11 protein-coding genes are annotated in these 15,153 nt (G+C 60.8%); 5 read left to right on the top strand and 6 right to left on the bottom strand.

Annotated features, from left to right (window positions below; all coding sequences use genetic code 11):
* The first annotated feature begins 41 nt into the window (after positions 1 to 41).
* Positions 42 to 2,573 (top strand): TonB-dependent receptor, encoded by a 2,532-nt coding sequence (locus ACZ5YV_RS14470; protein ID WP_464789771.1) that lies wholly within the window; start codon positions 42 to 44, stop codon positions 2,571 to 2,573.
* A gap of 150 nt (positions 2,574 to 2,723) precedes the next feature.
* On the opposite strand, the gene ACZ5YV_RS14465 is transcribed toward ACZ5YV_RS14470, so the two are convergent.
* The 3 genes from ACZ5YV_RS14465 to ACZ5YV_RS14455 all read right to left on the bottom strand — a co-directional run bounded on the left by ACZ5YV_RS14465 (position 2,724) and on the right by ACZ5YV_RS14455 (position 5,995).
* Positions 2,724 to 4,430 (bottom strand): cation acetate symporter, encoded by a 1,707-nt coding sequence (locus tag ACZ5YV_RS14465; protein ID WP_464789770.1) that lies wholly within the window; start codon positions 4,428 to 4,430, stop codon positions 2,724 to 2,726.
* Positions 4,427 to 4,759, bottom strand: coding sequence for a DUF485 domain-containing protein (locus ACZ5YV_RS14460; RefSeq protein WP_464789769.1), 333 nt, complete (start codon positions 4,757 to 4,759; stop codon positions 4,427 to 4,429). The genes ACZ5YV_RS14465 and ACZ5YV_RS14460 overlap by 4 nt, the downstream gene beginning before the upstream one ends.
* A gap of 123 nt (positions 4,760 to 4,882) precedes the next feature.
* Positions 4,883 to 5,995, bottom strand: a complete 1,113-nt coding sequence (locus tag ACZ5YV_RS14455) for a helix-turn-helix domain-containing protein (protein WP_464789768.1) — start codon at positions 5,993 to 5,995, stop codon at positions 4,883 to 4,885.
* A gap of 226 nt (positions 5,996 to 6,221) precedes the next feature.
* On the opposite strand from ACZ5YV_RS14455, the gene ACZ5YV_RS14450 reads away from it, so the two are divergent.
* Complete coding sequence (locus ACZ5YV_RS14450; RefSeq protein WP_464789767.1) at positions 6,222 to 8,618, top strand: TonB-dependent receptor; 2,397 nt, start codon at positions 6,222 to 6,224, stop codon at positions 8,616 to 8,618.
* A gap of 162 nt (positions 8,619 to 8,780) precedes the next feature.
* Here the strand turns inward: ACZ5YV_RS14450 and ACZ5YV_RS14445 are convergent, their stop codons facing one another.
* From ACZ5YV_RS14445 to ACZ5YV_RS14435, 3 genes are read right to left on the bottom strand one after another with little or no spacing between them, the layout of a single operon-like run.
* Positions 8,781 to 9,941: a hypothetical protein gene (locus tag ACZ5YV_RS14445; RefSeq protein WP_464789766.1), complete on the bottom strand. Its 1,161-nt coding sequence runs from the start codon at positions 9,939 to 9,941 to the stop codon at positions 8,781 to 8,783.
* Between the two features lie 25 nt (positions 9,942 to 9,966).
* Positions 9,967 to 10,908: a ribokinase gene (locus ACZ5YV_RS14440; RefSeq protein ID WP_464789765.1), complete on the bottom strand. Its 942-nt coding sequence runs from the start codon at positions 10,906 to 10,908 to the stop codon at positions 9,967 to 9,969.
* Positions 10,905 to 11,402 carry an RpiB/LacA/LacB family sugar-phosphate isomerase gene (locus tag ACZ5YV_RS14435; RefSeq protein WP_464789764.1) on the bottom strand — a complete coding sequence of 166 codons (498 nt, stop codon included), beginning with the start codon at positions 11,400 to 11,402 and terminating at the stop codon, positions 10,905 to 10,907. Before ACZ5YV_RS14435 ends, ACZ5YV_RS14440 begins: the two co-directional genes overlap by 4 nt.
* Positions 11,403 to 11,529: 127 nt before the next feature.
* Here ACZ5YV_RS14435 and ACZ5YV_RS14430 point away from each other — a divergent pair, with 127 nt between their 5' ends.
* Genes ACZ5YV_RS14430 through ACZ5YV_RS14420 form a run of 3 tightly spaced genes read left to right on the top strand, consistent with a single transcriptional unit; the run spans position 11,530 to position 15,084 of the window.
* Complete coding sequence (locus ACZ5YV_RS14430) at positions 11,530 to 12,858, top strand: MFS transporter (protein WP_464789763.1); 1,329 nt, start codon at positions 11,530 to 11,532, stop codon at positions 12,856 to 12,858.
* A gap of 28 nt (positions 12,859 to 12,886) precedes the next feature.
* A complete protein-coding gene (locus tag ACZ5YV_RS14425) occupies positions 12,887 to 13,840 on the top strand; it encodes a sugar phosphate isomerase/epimerase family protein (RefSeq protein WP_464789762.1) in 954 nt (317 codons plus the stop codon).
* Complete coding sequence (locus tag ACZ5YV_RS14420) at positions 13,837 to 15,084, top strand: FG-GAP repeat domain-containing protein (protein WP_464789761.1); 1,248 nt, start codon at positions 13,837 to 13,839, stop codon at positions 15,082 to 15,084. Before ACZ5YV_RS14425 ends, ACZ5YV_RS14420 begins: the two co-directional genes overlap by 4 nt.
* Positions 15,085 to 15,153: the final 69 nt, after the last annotated feature.

The following is a 15,153-nucleotide window of genomic DNA, read 5'->3' as shown; positions in this document are numbered from 1 at the left end:
ACCGCCTGAACAAAGGCGGCGAACTAAAATAGGAGGGGATTTTGAAGAAGCATTCCGCACTGCTTTTCAATAGCGTAGCCTCATGCGCGGTTCTGATAGCCACACCTGCCTTGGCGCAGGACGCGTCAGGCACCCAGCTTGGTGCAACGGCCGACATTATCGTGACGGCACAACGCCGCGCCGAACGCGCGCAGGACGTGCCCATCGCAATCACGGCTTTTTCGCCGGAACGCCTTCAACAACAAAACATCACCCAGTCGCAGGATCTGAACGCCAGCGTCCCGTCGCTGGTCGTGGGGTCCGCAGGGCAGGGCTCACGCGACTCCCAAACCTTCACGCTGCGCGGTCAAGGGGCCACGTTCCAGGCGTCGCCGGGCGTCGTCCTTTACCTGAACGAAGTGCCGCTGCCTGCCCCGATCACGCTCAGCCAGCAGGGCGGACCCGGCAACTTCGTCGATCTTGAAAATCTTCAGGTGCTCGCCGGCCCGCAGGGCACGTTGTTCGGCCGTAACACGACTGGTGGCGCGATCCTTCTCGTGCCGCACAAGCCGACGAACGACTTTTCCGGATCGCTGCTTGCGAAATATGGCAATTACGACGCCAAGGAGATTGAGGGCGTTATCAACGTGCCCGTGGTCGAGGACAAGCTGCTCGTCCGCGTCGTCGGCGCCTATCATGATCGCGACGGCTACACCCATGACGTGATCTGGAACAAGGATCGCGATGACACGCATTGGTATTCGGGCCGCATCGGCATCACCTTCCGCCCGACCGAGCGCATCGAAAATTACCTGATGGCCTATGGGTCCTACTCGCGCTTCAACGGCACGGGCCTGATCCATAAGGGTTTCAACGTCGAAGCAATCAAGTCAATTGTAGATCAGAACCAAAACCCTCTTTTTTGTGCAGAAGGTCCAGTGGCGGGCAATCCGTTCTCCTGTGACGTTTATCGGGCGGCCACGGCTCAGGCCGACGCGCTCGGCCCTCGCCAGACCGCGCATGGGGTTGATGATTATCAGAAGACCAAGACCTGGGGCCTCACGGATACCCTGTCCTTCGACCTCAACGACGAACTCGTCCTGCGCAACATCGTCAGCTATCAGAAGTTCAAGAGCTTCTACCGCTACGACGGCGACGGCACCGTCTTGCAGCAATATGATGTTGATCCCTACAAGCTGCCCGCGCCGGGACAGGTCACGCTTCCGGGTGCGGGAACGCCGGTCGTGTATAATAATACGTCGCCGGTCACGCTGCCCCGCGACAGCTACAAGCAGTTCACCGAAGAATTCCAGATTCAGGGCACCTATCTGGACAACAAGCTGACCTTCACGGCGGGCGGCTTCTACTACAGCCAGAAGCCTGACGGCGATCAGGCGGGCAGCGCCATCAACTATTGTCCTGCGGTAATCACCGGCACCCCAATTCCGGGCATCCCGCCCGCTTGCGTAGCCAACGCGACGCCGGGCTATGTCGCGACGACCTCAAAGGCGCTCTATGCGCAGGGCACATTCGATTTCGGAGCGATGACGCCGTCTCTCGACAGCCTGCGGCTTACCGGCGGTTTCCGCTATACCTGGGACAAGATCAAAGGCTTCTCGCAAAGCTATACGCCCACCCTCACCGGACAGTTCATCTGCTCGGCGGACTCGACCTTGGTGGACGCGATTTCGGATTGTAACTTTACCGCTTCGCTGAAGAGCAAGGCGGCCACCTGGCTCGTCGGGCTGGATTACAAGCCGGTTCGCGACCTGATGGTGTTTGCAAAGGTCAGCCGTGGCTACAAGGCAGGTGGGTTCAATCCTTACGCGGTTCGCGAAACCACACGTACCTTCGAACCGGAAAAGGTTACCTCTTATGAGGCCGGGTTCAAATCGGACTTCCGGATCGCCAGCGTGCCTGCCCGGTTGAATGCTTCCTATTATTATTTGAATTACCAGAATATCCAGAAGGCGACCGGCGATTTCAACCCCGTAACCTTGGCCAGCGGCGCGCGGATCAACGCGGCGAAGGCCCATGTTTCAGGTGTCGAGGTCGACGCGTCCATCCGGCCGTGGAAGCCCATCGAGATCGGCGGTAATTTCAGCTACACGCGCTTTAAATATACCGAATATACTTTGCCATCGAACGGCTTCCTGGCGGATTGTTCCGGCACGGCGCTGCCGCCCGGGACGCCCACGGATCTGACCTGCCTGCCCGGTCAGTATGTCGTGCCCTACATCTACAGCTTCCACGTGGCGGTGAACCTGCCCATAGCGGAAAGGCTGGGAGACCTCTCCTTCTTCGTGAATTATGCGCACAATTCGTCGCAGCATACCGAAGCAACGGTCGTTGCGCCGCAACAGCCGGGCGAGAAGCTGGACGCCTTCGGCTTGCTGAACATGTCGTTGGACTGGAACAACATCGCAGGTTCTGGCCTGGATGCAGGCTTGTACGTTACCAATGCCACGAACAAGCTCTACAGGATCAGCAACACAGACGTGTACCAGGGCGGCTCGTTGCTCTCTTGGGCGACGATCTATGGTGAGCCGCGCATGTATGGCCTCAAGCTTCGCTATCGTTTCGGCGGAGAGTAAGGCTTAAAGAACGGGGGGCGGTCATGACGGCCGCCCCGTTCAGTATCCCCGGCCGATTCAACAGCGTTTGCGTTGGACCGGCCGATCTGTTCCGGCGCTCGATGTACTACCAAAAGCCGACCGTGACAGGTGCCGGAAACCCCGAACCGATCAGTGTTCGCTAGCGGCGAATGCGCCGATGCCGGTCTCGGCCCGTACGCGCTGCGCCGCATAGCCAGCCCTGTCGATTGCCCCGCGTGATGAACGATCGAAATGCGAGATCAGCCAGATAGCAAGGAAGCCAGTCGGCACTGAAAATATCGCGGCAGAGCTGTACGGGAAAGGAGCCGGACCAAGGTTAAAGGTGCTTGTCCAAACCGTCGGCGACAGCAGCGTGAGGATGAAAGCGGTAAGCAGACCAATCGTACCCCCTATTGCCGCGCCACGCGTGGTGCAGCCATGCCAGAGAAGGGAAAGGATCAGCACGGGGAAATTGCCCGACGCGGCCAATGCGAAGGCCAGGCTGACCATGAAGGCCACATTCTGCTTTTCAAACAGAAGACCGAGCAACACCGCCAACGCGCCCAGCGCCAGCGTGGTCAAACGCGACACGCGCAGTTCGTCAGCCGGTTCCGCCGCGCCATGTTTCATCACGGTTGCATATAGGTCATGGCTGATCGCGGAGGCAGCCGACAGGGTCAGCCCTGCAACCACCGCAAGAATAGTCGCAAAGGCGACGGCGGATATGAAGCCAAGAAAGAGATTTCCGCCGATCGCATGGCCAAGATGGATCGCCGCCATATTGCCTCCACCACGCAGCGAGCCTCCGGCGTCAAGATAGGCAGGCTGCGTTCCGACCAGCACGATCGCACCAAAGCCGATGATGAAGGTGAGGATATAGAAATAGCCGATCCAGCCGGTCGCCCACAGCACCGATTTACGCGCTTCCTTTGCATCAGGAACGGTGAAGAAGCGCATCAATATGTGGGGCAAGCCCGCCGTGCCCAGCATGAGCGCAAGGCCGAAGGAAATCGCGGACACCGGGTCCTTGATGAAATTGCCCGGCGCCATGATCGAACGCCCTTTGTCAGCAGCATCGGCAGCGCTGGCGCCCGCATCGAATGCCGCAGCCGTCTTGACCTCAACGGCCCTGGCGAAGAGCGCCTCCAACGAGAAACCGAACCGCGCCAGCACCATCCCAGCCATGAAGGTGGCGCCGCCAAGCAGTAGCACGGCCTTGATGATTTGGACCCAGGTGGTCGCGCGCATGCCGCCGAACAGGACGTAGAGCATCATCAGCGTGCCAACGATCACCACCGCAACCGCATAAGGCAGGCCGAATAGCAATTTGATGAGCTGTCCTGCCCCCACCATCTGTGCGATCAGGTAGAAGCTGACGACCAGAAGCGTGCTGACCGCTGCAAAGCTGCGCACCGGCGGCTGGGCAAAGCGGTAGGAGGCTACATCGGCGAAGGTAAAGCGTCCGAGGTTGCGCAGCCGCTCCGCCATCAGGAACAGCAGGATCGGCCAGCCCACCAGAAAGCCGGTGGAATAGATGAGCCCGTCATATCCATCCAAGTAGATTTGCGCTGAAATGCCAAGGAAGGACGCCGCCGACATGTAGTCGCCCGCCATCGCGAGTCCGTTCTGAAAGCCGCTAATGCCTCCTCCCGCCGTGTAGAAGTCCGAAGCTGTGCGCGTGCGCGCAGCCGCGACCTTCGTGATCCACAATGTCAGCCCGACGAAAGCGACGAACATGCTGATCGCGATCCAGTTGACGGGTTGGCGTTGAGCCTGTCCTTCCAGCGCGGCCGCAAAAGCGGGGAGCGGGGCCAGCGTCACGGAAGCCAAGGCGATCGCCAGCAAACGCCCCCTCACGCGCTATGCTCCTTTCCGCGGTGTTCCTGAAGAATTGCGGCCATTTGTTCGTCATGATGACGATTGGCGTGCGCGACGTAGATTCCGGTAAGCGCGATCGCCAGAAGGATGAGGCCCAGGCCGACGGGTATTCCGACCGACGTCACGCCACCGGCAATCGGTGCGCCAAGCGCTGCCTTGTCGAAGGCGATCAGCAGCAGATAGCTGACAAATGCAAGGAAGATGATGGCGGACAGCCACCAGCCAAGACGCGATCGCCTTGCCACCAGGTCAACATAACGCTGATCGGCCGCCACGCTGGCGACCAAGGCATCTTCTCGCGCATTCATTACACTGCTCCCCCTGCAATATCATCATGCTAGGCGCGGCGCCCGTGATTGCAATAGCGTCTGCCCAACTTGGAAGATCTTCACGAAGCGCGGGAGTCCGCTGCTTGGAGCGTGAAAGCAGCCTCACCCGCAGTCTGATAGCTGAAACAATTTGCGGCGAAATTCGGTTGGGGCCATGCCGGTCCATCCGCGACAGGCACGACGCAGCGCGTTGGAATCGCACAGGTCGAGCCGTTCGGCTATGTCCTCTATCGACAAGCGGCTGTTGGTCAGCATGTCAACGGCCATTTCATGGCGCAGTTCGTCCCGGATCGTCCGGAAGGAGGTGCCAGCGCTATGCAGCCTGCGCCGCAGCGTCATCGCCCCCACGGTCAGGTGCCGGGCCAGTTCTTCGAGCGAGGGGAGCTTGCGCCTTTCCCGCAATGCCATCGCCATGAAGTGACGCGAACGGCGGACGATTTCCAGCGGATCCTCACCCGACCGCAACCCGAACAGGAAATTGAGCGTCGGCAGCGCTTCGCAATCCGCCATGGTGCGGATGACCGGCTGGTCGAGAAGGGATGCCGCAAAGCGCATTTCCAGCTGGTCTGCGCCCAACAGCAGATCGAACGGCAGCAGTTGGCCGTCCAGATGCCGTCGGGCGAATTCGGGAAAATCGAGAGCCAGTGTGCCTTCCAGCGGCTTGCCGATGAGCCAGCTGAAAATGGAGTGGAACATCAATTGGCCGTGCAGAATGACGATGAAGTCCATTTCATCATCATCGCTGCGCGCGCCCGTATATGACAGGCAGGCCTGTCCGCCTGTCCGCTTCAACGTCATGTTGCCCATGCGCCCGTCGATCGCCAGCAGCAGCTCCTCCGTCCGCATGATGGCTTCGCGCAGGGTGCGGCTACCGACCAGGCAGTAGAAAAGCAGGCGCCAGTCCCCACCGCGAAAGGGGAGCCGTCCGGTGGCGTAGGCCTGCATATCGGACAGTTCCACGCTGGCACGGGACGAAAGCTTTTGCAGGCTGGCGATGTCCAGAGACGGGAGGGTAGCGGTCAGAAACCGGTCGAGCGGCTCGTCAAACCCGTTGACCCTCAAGACGCCGACCGCATTTCCCCCGCGTCGTGCGATAAGGCGAAGAAGGCGCGCCACGATGTGATGGCCTGGCTGCCCGATGTCGCTGGAAAGCGGGCCACGGTCTTGATCGCATCCTCCTCGGGGCGCGGCTTCGTGCACGACGATCTTGTCCATCATCCTCTCTTCTCGCTCCCAAGAAAATCTAACGACGGCGGCGAGTCAATGATGGGCATGATCGTGCCTGTTCCACATCATGGAATTAAACCGCGATCTATTTGATCCCCAATGCATGAAACTTCAAAGTTCCGTTCGATCGGAATCCGAGCATTGCACGATCTAAGCATAGCGAATGCGGGATTCTGGTCGAGGTGATAACAATCTTAAATTGTGGGGGAGTGGGATGCTGAAACATCGTTTCACCAGATATGTCAGTCTACTTATGGCAGGCGCAGCCTTTGTCACGGCTCCGGACGCCGATGCTCAGTCCGTTTCGGCGGCAGGGTCGGAAGCCTTGCCATCGGACATCATCGTTACCGCGGGCAAGCGCGAGGAAAAACTGAAAGACGTTCCGATGGCGGTGGACGTCGCGACGGGCGAGCAGATTGAAAAGTTCAACCTGTTTGATTTCAAGGACGTTCCCGCACTTGCGCCGGGACTTCAGATCGCCAACACGTCGGGGCGCGTCAGCGTCGCCACGCTGCGCGGCATATCGTTCAACCCCGACATTGGCGGACCCGCTGCGGTCGCGGTCTATTACAACGAAGTGCCTGTCGATATTCAGACCGTCACCACCGCTATTTACGACATCGGTCAGGTGGAAGTACTGCGCGGACCCCAAGGGACGCTGCGCGGGCGCACCGCTCCTGCTGGCGCAATCACGGTGACCACACGGCGCGCGAACCTGAGCGAGCCGGAAGGCTATCTGCAAGCGACCGTCACCAACAAGCATGCGCGCAACTTCCAGATCGCGGCGTCCACACCGCTGATCCAGGACAAACTGGCAATCCGCGTCGCAGCTGTACTCGACCGAAACCGGGCAAACCACGTCTACAACATTAACCGTGACGAGTGGTCGAACCAGGAAACCGAAAGCGTTCGCGCCACGCTGTCCTTCGCGCCGACCGAGCAGTTGCACGGGAATATCGTGTATCAATATCTGGAAAGCGATCTGCTGCAAAACCGAGCCGTTCAGGGACCGGGCAACCGACCTAGTCTGTTTTCGCCGTTCGTCAGCGGACCCGCGATCAGCGCGTCCGACCGGCTGGCGGTGCATGAGGGATTGTCTTTCTACACCAACCGCACCCATCTGGTGACGGCGGATGCGTCTTATGACCTTGGCACCCATCTGATTTCGGTGCTCGGCGGCTTCCAGGATTCATCTCTCCATTCGCGCACCGACCAGGATGTGGGCAATGCGGTGCAGGGATATGATCAGGTGCTGACGGTTCCTGATCCTACGCGTGTCTACACGGCCGAAGCGCGTATCTCTTCAGCGTTTGAGGGGATGTTCAACTATACGTTGGGCGTATTCTACAATCAGACGAAAGCGGGCGGTCTGTCTTCCATTCGCGTCGATAGCTTCTTTGCCAATCGGGTGCCCAACACGCCCTTCCCAGCAAACATGTTTGCCCTGCCTCTGTTTGCGGAAGTCGACATCACCAACAAGACCAGCGACCTTGCCTTCTTTGGTCAGGCTCGGCTGAAGCTGACTGACAGGCTGAGGGTAGAGCTGGGCGCGCGCTATACGCGCACTGTGGCTACGGCGCAGAGCTTCCTTGAGGTAACGACCACCGGCGGCGTCGGATTGCCCGTACCCGCTGGGGTCGTGGTGCCGCGCGCCGCGACAGTCGATCCCGACTTCGTGCGTCAGGTCAATCATCCGCTCACCGGGACGGCCAGCGTCAGCTATGATTGGACGCCCGACATCACGACCTATGCCACCTATGGCCGTTCCTACCGCCGTGGATCGGCGCAGTTGGGGGTCAACTCCCCGCTCGATTCCGATTTGCTGGTGCTGGAACCCGAACGGTCGGACGCGATCGAAGTCGGCCTGAAAGCGCAATTGCTGGACAAGCGCGTGTCGCTGAACCTGGCTGCTTTCTACCAGAAATTCGATGGCTTCGTGGGTCTGGTGACGGCGCCGACCGCATCGGCAAGAGACGGCGTGATCGATGGATCGGCCGCATCGATAAGTTTCAATGGGGATGCGATTTCCAAGGGTGTGGAAATGCAATTGGATGCCCGTCCGATCGACGAGTGGGACATTTCGATCAACGCGTCCTACGCCAACTCGCACTATGACAATGCAACCGTTCCCTGCCGCGATTCCAATGGTGATGGGGTGCCGGACACGGGCCAGCCAGCGGTGCCGATCGGGCAGCAGGTTGCCTTTTGCACCACCAATGAGCGTCTGGCCAACATCCCCCGCTTCGCGCTGAGCGCCAATAGCGAATTGCGCTTTTCGGCTGGGGCGTTGCAGCCGTTCATTCGAGGGCTGCTGACTTACCGGCCGGGCTTCTATGCGCAAAGCGCGGACTATCGCTACAAGGCGATCACCAACGTGAACCTGTTCGCTGGCGTTCGTTCGCCCGACACGGGATGGGAATTGACCGCGTTCGTCAAGAACCTCTTTAATTCCACGCAGATCACCAATGCGACCAGCGCAGAGTTGCAGATCGCGACGCGCTTCCTGGCTCCGGGGCCGGCGGGCAACCCCACGCCGTTCCGCTCGGGATATTCGGCAGTGTCGGTCAATCCGCCGCGCGAATTTGGCGTAACGATGAATTACCGCTTCTGAAGGGCGTAGCGCCCGGATGGTTTCCGGGCGCTACTTTTCGCGCTGACAAGCGAATACGCTTGCTCTTTTCCTGCAGAGCGTGACGGCAAGGGGAGACCACTCGTCATGCCGCTCAGCGTGGGGCCATTCCACCATGTGGAACAGGAACGAGAATCCTCATCATTATTTGCCAAACGTTCCGATATAGAGTCCCGCCTGATGGCCCGACTTTCCGGAGGGGTCTTTGATGGCGAAGGCAATGCGGCGGCCGTCGGGGGAAACCGTCGATTGATGGGCCTGTGCACCGGACCGGCTGACGTTTGTCAGCGCCCGGCGTGATTTGCCATCCATGGTGATGACGAAGATATCGAAGCCCTTGCCGGAATTCGCCGCGGCGATCTCCGCCGCATGGCTTTCGCCCTTGAAACGCAAAATCTGCTCGACGCCCGGCCTGATATGCCCGCTGATTCCGCGATAGGGGCCATCCGGATCGGAATGGATATTCGCCTCCTCCAGGCCATAGCGTTCGTCGGGAAATACGTGGGTTTCGTTATGGGAAGGAGTGGCGTAGACCTTGCTCACCGTCTTGGTTGCGATGTCGACCTTGTACATTTCGCTGTCCAGTGCCGCCATTTCGGTAGTCCAGAACATGACGCTGCGCCCGCCATCGATGAAGTCATAGGCCTCGGGAAAGCTTGCCGGGCCGGGCTGGCCGGGACGATAGCTATAGACGGCCTGCATGTCGGCAAGCCGTGCGGTCCCGCCGTCGCGGACCAGCCGGGCCACGGTCAGGTCGAGGCCAGTGGCCGAAGGACGCGACCAGGATAGGTTAATCGATCCATCGGCGTTGGGTTCACGCGCTATGGCGATGTCGCCCATCGCTCCGCTGTTGAGCGAAACCGGACGGGCGAGCGACTTCGACATCCAAAATAGCTGGGTTCGGGCGGCATCGGCCGCGCCGCCGCTGCCCCCCTTCATGCCCGGCGCCGCTTCGATCAGGAAGCTGTTGTCGGGCAGGTAGAAGATGCGCGTGACGAACTGCGTTTCACCGAATTTACAGGTGAGGCAACGCACTTTTTTCTTGCGCACGTCAATTTCATAGGCCGGGCTGTCGACAAGATCGTCTTTGGTGAAAGCGATCCGACGGCCGTCGGGCGACCAGTTGGGCCGGTTGCCCCAGTCCAGGAGGCGTTCTTGATGGAAGGGGGCGGTCAGATAGTCGATCTTTGTATCCTTGGCCGTGGCGGCAGGCGCTGCGGCCAGCGGCAGGACCGCGGTCAACAGCGCTGCGCTCAGAAGATAGGCAGCAGTGCTGGACTTCCTGCGCTTGATGAGGTTCGTCACGTTCAGGCTCCTTGATTTCAATATTCTAGTTGGTGTGGGGAATGGCCGTATCCAGACCGTGCAGCACGGCAATGCGATCCGGGATGGAGGCCGCCGCGCCGAGTGACTGAACAGCGATGGACGCCGCCATGTTGGCCTCCGCCGCAGCATGTTCGATGCGATCGCCTCGCGCGAGACCGGCGGCGAGATACCCACAGAAACAGTCGCCTGCTCCGGTTGTGTCGACCACCGCTGTAGGCCGGCCAGCTATGCGCTGAACGCCGCTAGCCGCAACGATCGCCACGCCGTCCGCGCCCAATGTCACCAGCAGCGTCTGGCGATGTTCCAAGCCAAGCATGGTCTTGCTCGACAGCAATCCTGCGTTGTCCAGCACAGGGACGCCCTCAGCACCCGTCAGCAAGGCCAACTCGCCTTCATTGACAATCAGCAGATCGCAGAGCGGCAGCAGCTGGCGCGCAGCAGTTGATGCAGGCGCAGCGTTGAGGATGGTGCAGGCTCCGGTGGCGCGAGCACGTTGAAACAGCGCGGCCGTGGCGGGGGCGGGCGTTTCCATCTGGGCGAGGCAGACATCATCCGGGTCAAGATCAATCTCGGCGAAGGTGGCGTCGACATCCGCATTTGCCCCGGCGACATGAATGATCTGATTGTCCTGCGGCGATGTCGCCACCAGCGCGCAACCGGTGGGGGAGGAAGTGGTGCGTACCCGGCTCACATCGACGCCATGATCGGCAAGCGCCGCGACCATCTGCGCGCCGTCCTCGTCCGCACCGACCGCGCCCAACAATATGCAATGCGTACCCGCACGCGCTGCACCGACGGCCTGGTTCGCGCCCTTGCCGCCCAGCTGACGGGTCAGATTTGTCCCTGACACGGTTTCACCCGCGCAGGGGAGACGCGGAGCGGTGACCAGAAGGTCGAGATTGACACTGCCCAGCACCACGACCTTGCCCGCGCGCGTCGTTGTCATCCGCCCTGCTCCAGCGATGCGAGCTTTGCGACGCGGCGGCGGAAATGCTCTTCGTCGCTGAACTGCGCGGCCAGGAAATGGCGAATGATGTCGAGGGCTATCTGCGGGCCGGTGATCCACGCGCCTATGCACAGTACATTGACGTCGTCATGTACCACCGCCTGCCGAGCGACATAGGTGTCGTGCGCGACGGCCGCGCGGATGCCGCGAACCTTGTTGGCGGCGATGCACGCTCCCGCGCCCGTGCCGCATAACAGGATGACGCGATCGGTCTCCCCATCCAGGATGGTTTGGACCGCGCGGCGGGTGATGTCGGGAAAGTCCACTGGCTCTTCCGATCGCGCGCCGACGTCGATGATGCGGCCGCTGTGGCGGCCTAGCAGATCCAGAACTGGCGGGCGCAGCGGGAAACCGGCATGGTCGTTGGCAAAGCCGATGACGTCCCGGAAAGGTATATGCTGTTCGTCCCCCGATAATGTTTCCGGCTTGTGCATCGATTCCCCGAATTCCCCGCCAGTGCCGCTTTCGCAGCATTTCACCGACAGAATCGAACCTGCCCACTGGCGCTTTGACTGCGCTGTGGTATTACCAGTTTGGAATCCGATCAAGGGGGAGGACCGAATGACGCGTGGCAGGGAGGAAGCGATGGGGCGTGGAAGGCTGGCGGCCTTCTGCGCCACCGCGCTCGCGATCCAGGCTTATGCGACGTTGGTCACGGTGTTCCTGCCCGAATTTTACGCCAATGCGCTGGCTTTGCCGGTCGGTGCGGTCGGCACGGCTTTCATGACGGTGCGGGTGTTGGACCTGATGATCGATCCGCTGCTAGGCGGAATGATGGACGCGACGCGATCGCGCTGGGGGCGCTACCGTCCCTGGCTGGCGGCGAGCGCGCCAATTCTGATGCTGTCGACTTACGCCCTGTTTCAGGCGGAGCGAGGGGTCGGCATGGCTTATCTTTGGGCGTGGCTGTTCATCGCCTTCATCGGCTTTTCGATGATCGTGCTGTCGCATCTGGCCTGGACGGCGACGCTGTCCACGGGATCGGCGGAGCGGACCCGCATTTTCGCTTGGTGGCAGGTATTCGCGACGGCAGGGCAATTTTCGATTCTCGCCATATTGCCGGTGGTCGCCAGTGCTTATCCCGGCGATCCGGCGGTAGGGATGCATGCAGCCGGTTGGGTAATGATTGTTTTGATCCCGGGAGCGATACTGTTGGCGCTGCGGACCACACCGGAAAAGCCACCTGCGGCAGGTGCTCAGGCGACGCTCGCCATGCGGGATTATATCGCGTTATTCTCGCAGGGGCCGGTTGTCCGGTTGGTGCTGGCCGACCTGCTGATCGCCTTGTCCACGGGCGTCGCCAATGCGGTGGCGTTGTTCTTCTACATGGGGCAGCTTGGTTTCGACCGGGCGGTGGCGAGCACCCTGATCCTCATCGCCTATGCCGCCGCCTTTGCCGGGACGCCATTGTTCGCCAAGCTGGCCGGGCGTATCGGCAAGGCGCAGGCGTTGCAGGCGGGCGCGTTGATCCAGGCGTTGCTGCAATTGGGGATGGCGGTGCAGCCTGCCAATTTCTTCTGGCTGACGGCGGCCAATGTCGCGGCGCTCGGCCTGTGCATCCCGATCGCCTGGTTCCTGCCCCGTGCGTTGATGGCCGATGTCGCAGACGCTACGCGTGCGCGCTTCGGCGTCGATCGCACCGGACTGCTCTATGCGATGCTCAATGGATCGATGAAGCTGGCGCTGGGGCTGGCGGTCGGCCTCGCCTTCCTGTTGCTCGCCTGGCTCGGCTTCGATCCCGCCCATGCCAGTGACCCGCGCAACGCCCTGCCGCTGCGTAGCTTGATAGGCATCGTGCCAGCGCTCTTTTCGCTGGGCGTAGTCCTGTGCATGATGCGCTACCCTGAAACATCCCTGCGAGAGGCGAGCCGCCAGGCCGCGCTAGCCTGAAACTTCGAAAAGCTGAAAGAGATTGCCAATGAACCGTCGCGACCTGCTCAAATCCTCTGCTCTCCTTATGTTCGCAGCCGGTGTTCCTGCGGCTGCGCGACGGAAATCTGTTCCCCTACTGGGGGAAGATGGTCCGGGTGTGCAGCTTTATATGTTCGAACCCGACCTGCACCGTGACCTTGACGGCACGCTCGCCGCGATCGCTGCGGCAGGTGTGCGATCGGTGGAGCTTGCCTCGCTGCACCGTAATACGCCGACACAGTTCCGCGCCGCCCTGGACAAGGCAGGTTTGAAATGCCGCAGCGCCCATGTCGCTGCTTCATCGTCGGTGCCCGGTGCGAGCGGGTTGAACTTCGATAATCTGGACAAGCTGGTCGAGGATTTGAACATATTGGGATCACGCAACGCCGTGTTGCCGTTGTTCCAGTTCCCCAAGGACCCGAAATGGGGTCCGCCGGTGTCCTTCATGTCGCTGATGAAGCCGGGCGGCCCGCCGGTTCCGGCCGAGCGTTATGAACGCATGGCCGACTTCCTGAATGAAAAGGGGGTCGTCCTTAAGAAGCAGGGCATTCGCGTCGGCTATCACAATCATAATGGCGAGTTGGCTCCGCTCGGAGAGAAGACCGGCCTCCAGATCCTGCTGGAAAAGACCGACCCGAGCATCGTCGATTTCGAAATGGATGCGGGCTGGTTGGCGGCGGGTGGGCAGGACCCGGTCGCCTGGCTCAAAGGCTATCGCGGGCGCTTTACCCAAATGCATGTGAAGGACATCGCGGCTGGGACCCAGGTCAATTATCATATGCAACAGAAACCGACGGAGGTGGGATCAGGCACGATGGATTGGCCCGCCATCCTGAAGGCAGCGCAGACTGCGGGCGTGCGCAACTTCTTTGTCGAGCAGGAGCCGCCATTCCCCGGCGCGCGCATCGACTCTCTGAAGAAAAGTCTTGCCTACCTTCGCACGCTGGAGACTGCACGATGAACCATCGCCTGATCACTCGCACGGCAATCTTCGCCTCATTGATCGCCGCAGCCGTGCCGGGACAGGCGCAGGATGATGCGGAGTCAACCGTACTGTTCGACGATGTGACTGACACGCATGTCCCCGTTTCCAAATATCTCCACGCGCTGGACGTCGCGCTGGTGGATGTGGATGGCGATGGCGATCTGGACGCGGCGATCGCGGTCGAAATGGGTGCGAACCGGCTCTACATCAATGATGGACAGGGCCATTTCACCTGGAAGCAGGGCGCGCTTGGCACCAAGGCGCATGATACCGAACATGTGCTGTCCGCCGACTTCAACCGCGATGGCTATCCCGACCTGATCTTCGTCGCGGAAGAAGATCATGCGCACCAGCTGTTTCTGGGCGGGCCGGGGGGCGAATTCACCGATGCTTCCGATCGGCTGCCGAAAATGAGCGAGGGCAATGGTCTTGCGGTGGGCGACGTCAATGGAGACGGGCTGCCGGATATCGTGATCGGCAATTCGGGGGAGGAGCGTTGGAACAAGCCGCGTGCGTCGGGGCAGAACTTCCTGTGGCTGAACGACCCCAAACAGCCCGGCACTTTCATTGATGCGACGGCGACGAACTTGCCCGCTTATGAAGACGATACGCAGGACATCGCGCTAGCCGATCTGGACGGTGACGGTGACCTGGACATGGTGGTCGCGAACGAAAGGCCGCCCAATCGCGTGCTGATGAACGATGGCAAGGGACATTTCCGCGAAGCGCCCAAGGCGCTTCAGCTTCTCACCCCGCTGGAAACGCGCGAAGTGCATGTGTTCGACGCCAATGGCGACAAGCGTCCGGACATCCTGTTCCTGAACCTGACCAGCAACAACAAAAAGTGGGACAAGGACCCGCAAGCTCGCCTGCTGATCAACAAAGGGCGAGGCAAGTTCCGTGACGAAACCAAGGCGCGCCTCCCTACCAACCGTTTTTCCAGCTGGGGCGGGATGGTGATGGATTTCAACCATGACGGTCATCCTGACCTGATCGTTGGCGCGATCGACGTGCCGGGGTTCAAGCCGTTGCAGCTGCGCGCCTATGCCAATGATGGCAAGGGCCGCTTCACCGACGTGACGACTTCGGTCATGCCTGCCGCGACCGTCGCGCGCAGTTGGAGTATGGCCAAAGGCGACGTCAACGGAGACGGCGTAGAGGACCTGTTCGTCGGCAGCTGGGGCACGCAGGCGCGCCTGCTGTTGGGCAAGCGCAAATAGGGGGGGCGGCCGCTTTCCTGTTCCGCCAGGCGGAATTGTAGTTTCCGCGTAAGTTGCAAATTGCAGCTT

The organism is Sphingobium sp. TomTYG46 (assembly GCF_055396345.1).
Note: the sequence above shows the minus strand (reverse complement) of the source record. Positions and strands in the feature narration are given on the sequence as shown.

Coding starts and splice junctions, on each gene's coding strand:
- ACZ5YV_RS14460 (WP_464789769.1), bottom strand. CDS start 4,759: ATGAATGCGCGAGAAGATGCCTTGGTCGCCAGCGTGGCGGCCGATCAG.
- ACZ5YV_RS14455 (WP_464789768.1), bottom strand. CDS start 5,995: ATGGACAAGATCGTCGTGCACGAAGCCGCGCCCCGAGGAGGATGCGAT.
- ACZ5YV_RS14450 (WP_464789767.1), top strand. CDS start 6,222: ATGCTGAAACATCGTTTCACCAGATATGTCAGTCTACTTATGGCAGGC.
- ACZ5YV_RS14440 (WP_464789765.1), bottom strand. CDS start 10,908: ATGACAACGACGCGCGCGGGCAAGGTCGTGGTGCTGGGCAGTGTCAAT.
- ACZ5YV_RS14435 (WP_464789764.1), bottom strand. CDS start 11,402: ATGCACAAGCCGGAAACATTATCGGGGGACGAACAGCATATACCTTTC.
- ACZ5YV_RS14430 (WP_464789763.1), top strand. CDS start 11,530: ATGACGCGTGGCAGGGAGGAAGCGATGGGGCGTGGAAGGCTGGCGGCC.
- ACZ5YV_RS14425 (WP_464789762.1), top strand. CDS start 12,887: ATGAACCGTCGCGACCTGCTCAAATCCTCTGCTCTCCTTATGTTCGCA.
- ACZ5YV_RS14420 (WP_464789761.1), top strand. CDS start 13,837: ATGAACCATCGCCTGATCACTCGCACGGCAATCTTCGCCTCATTGATC.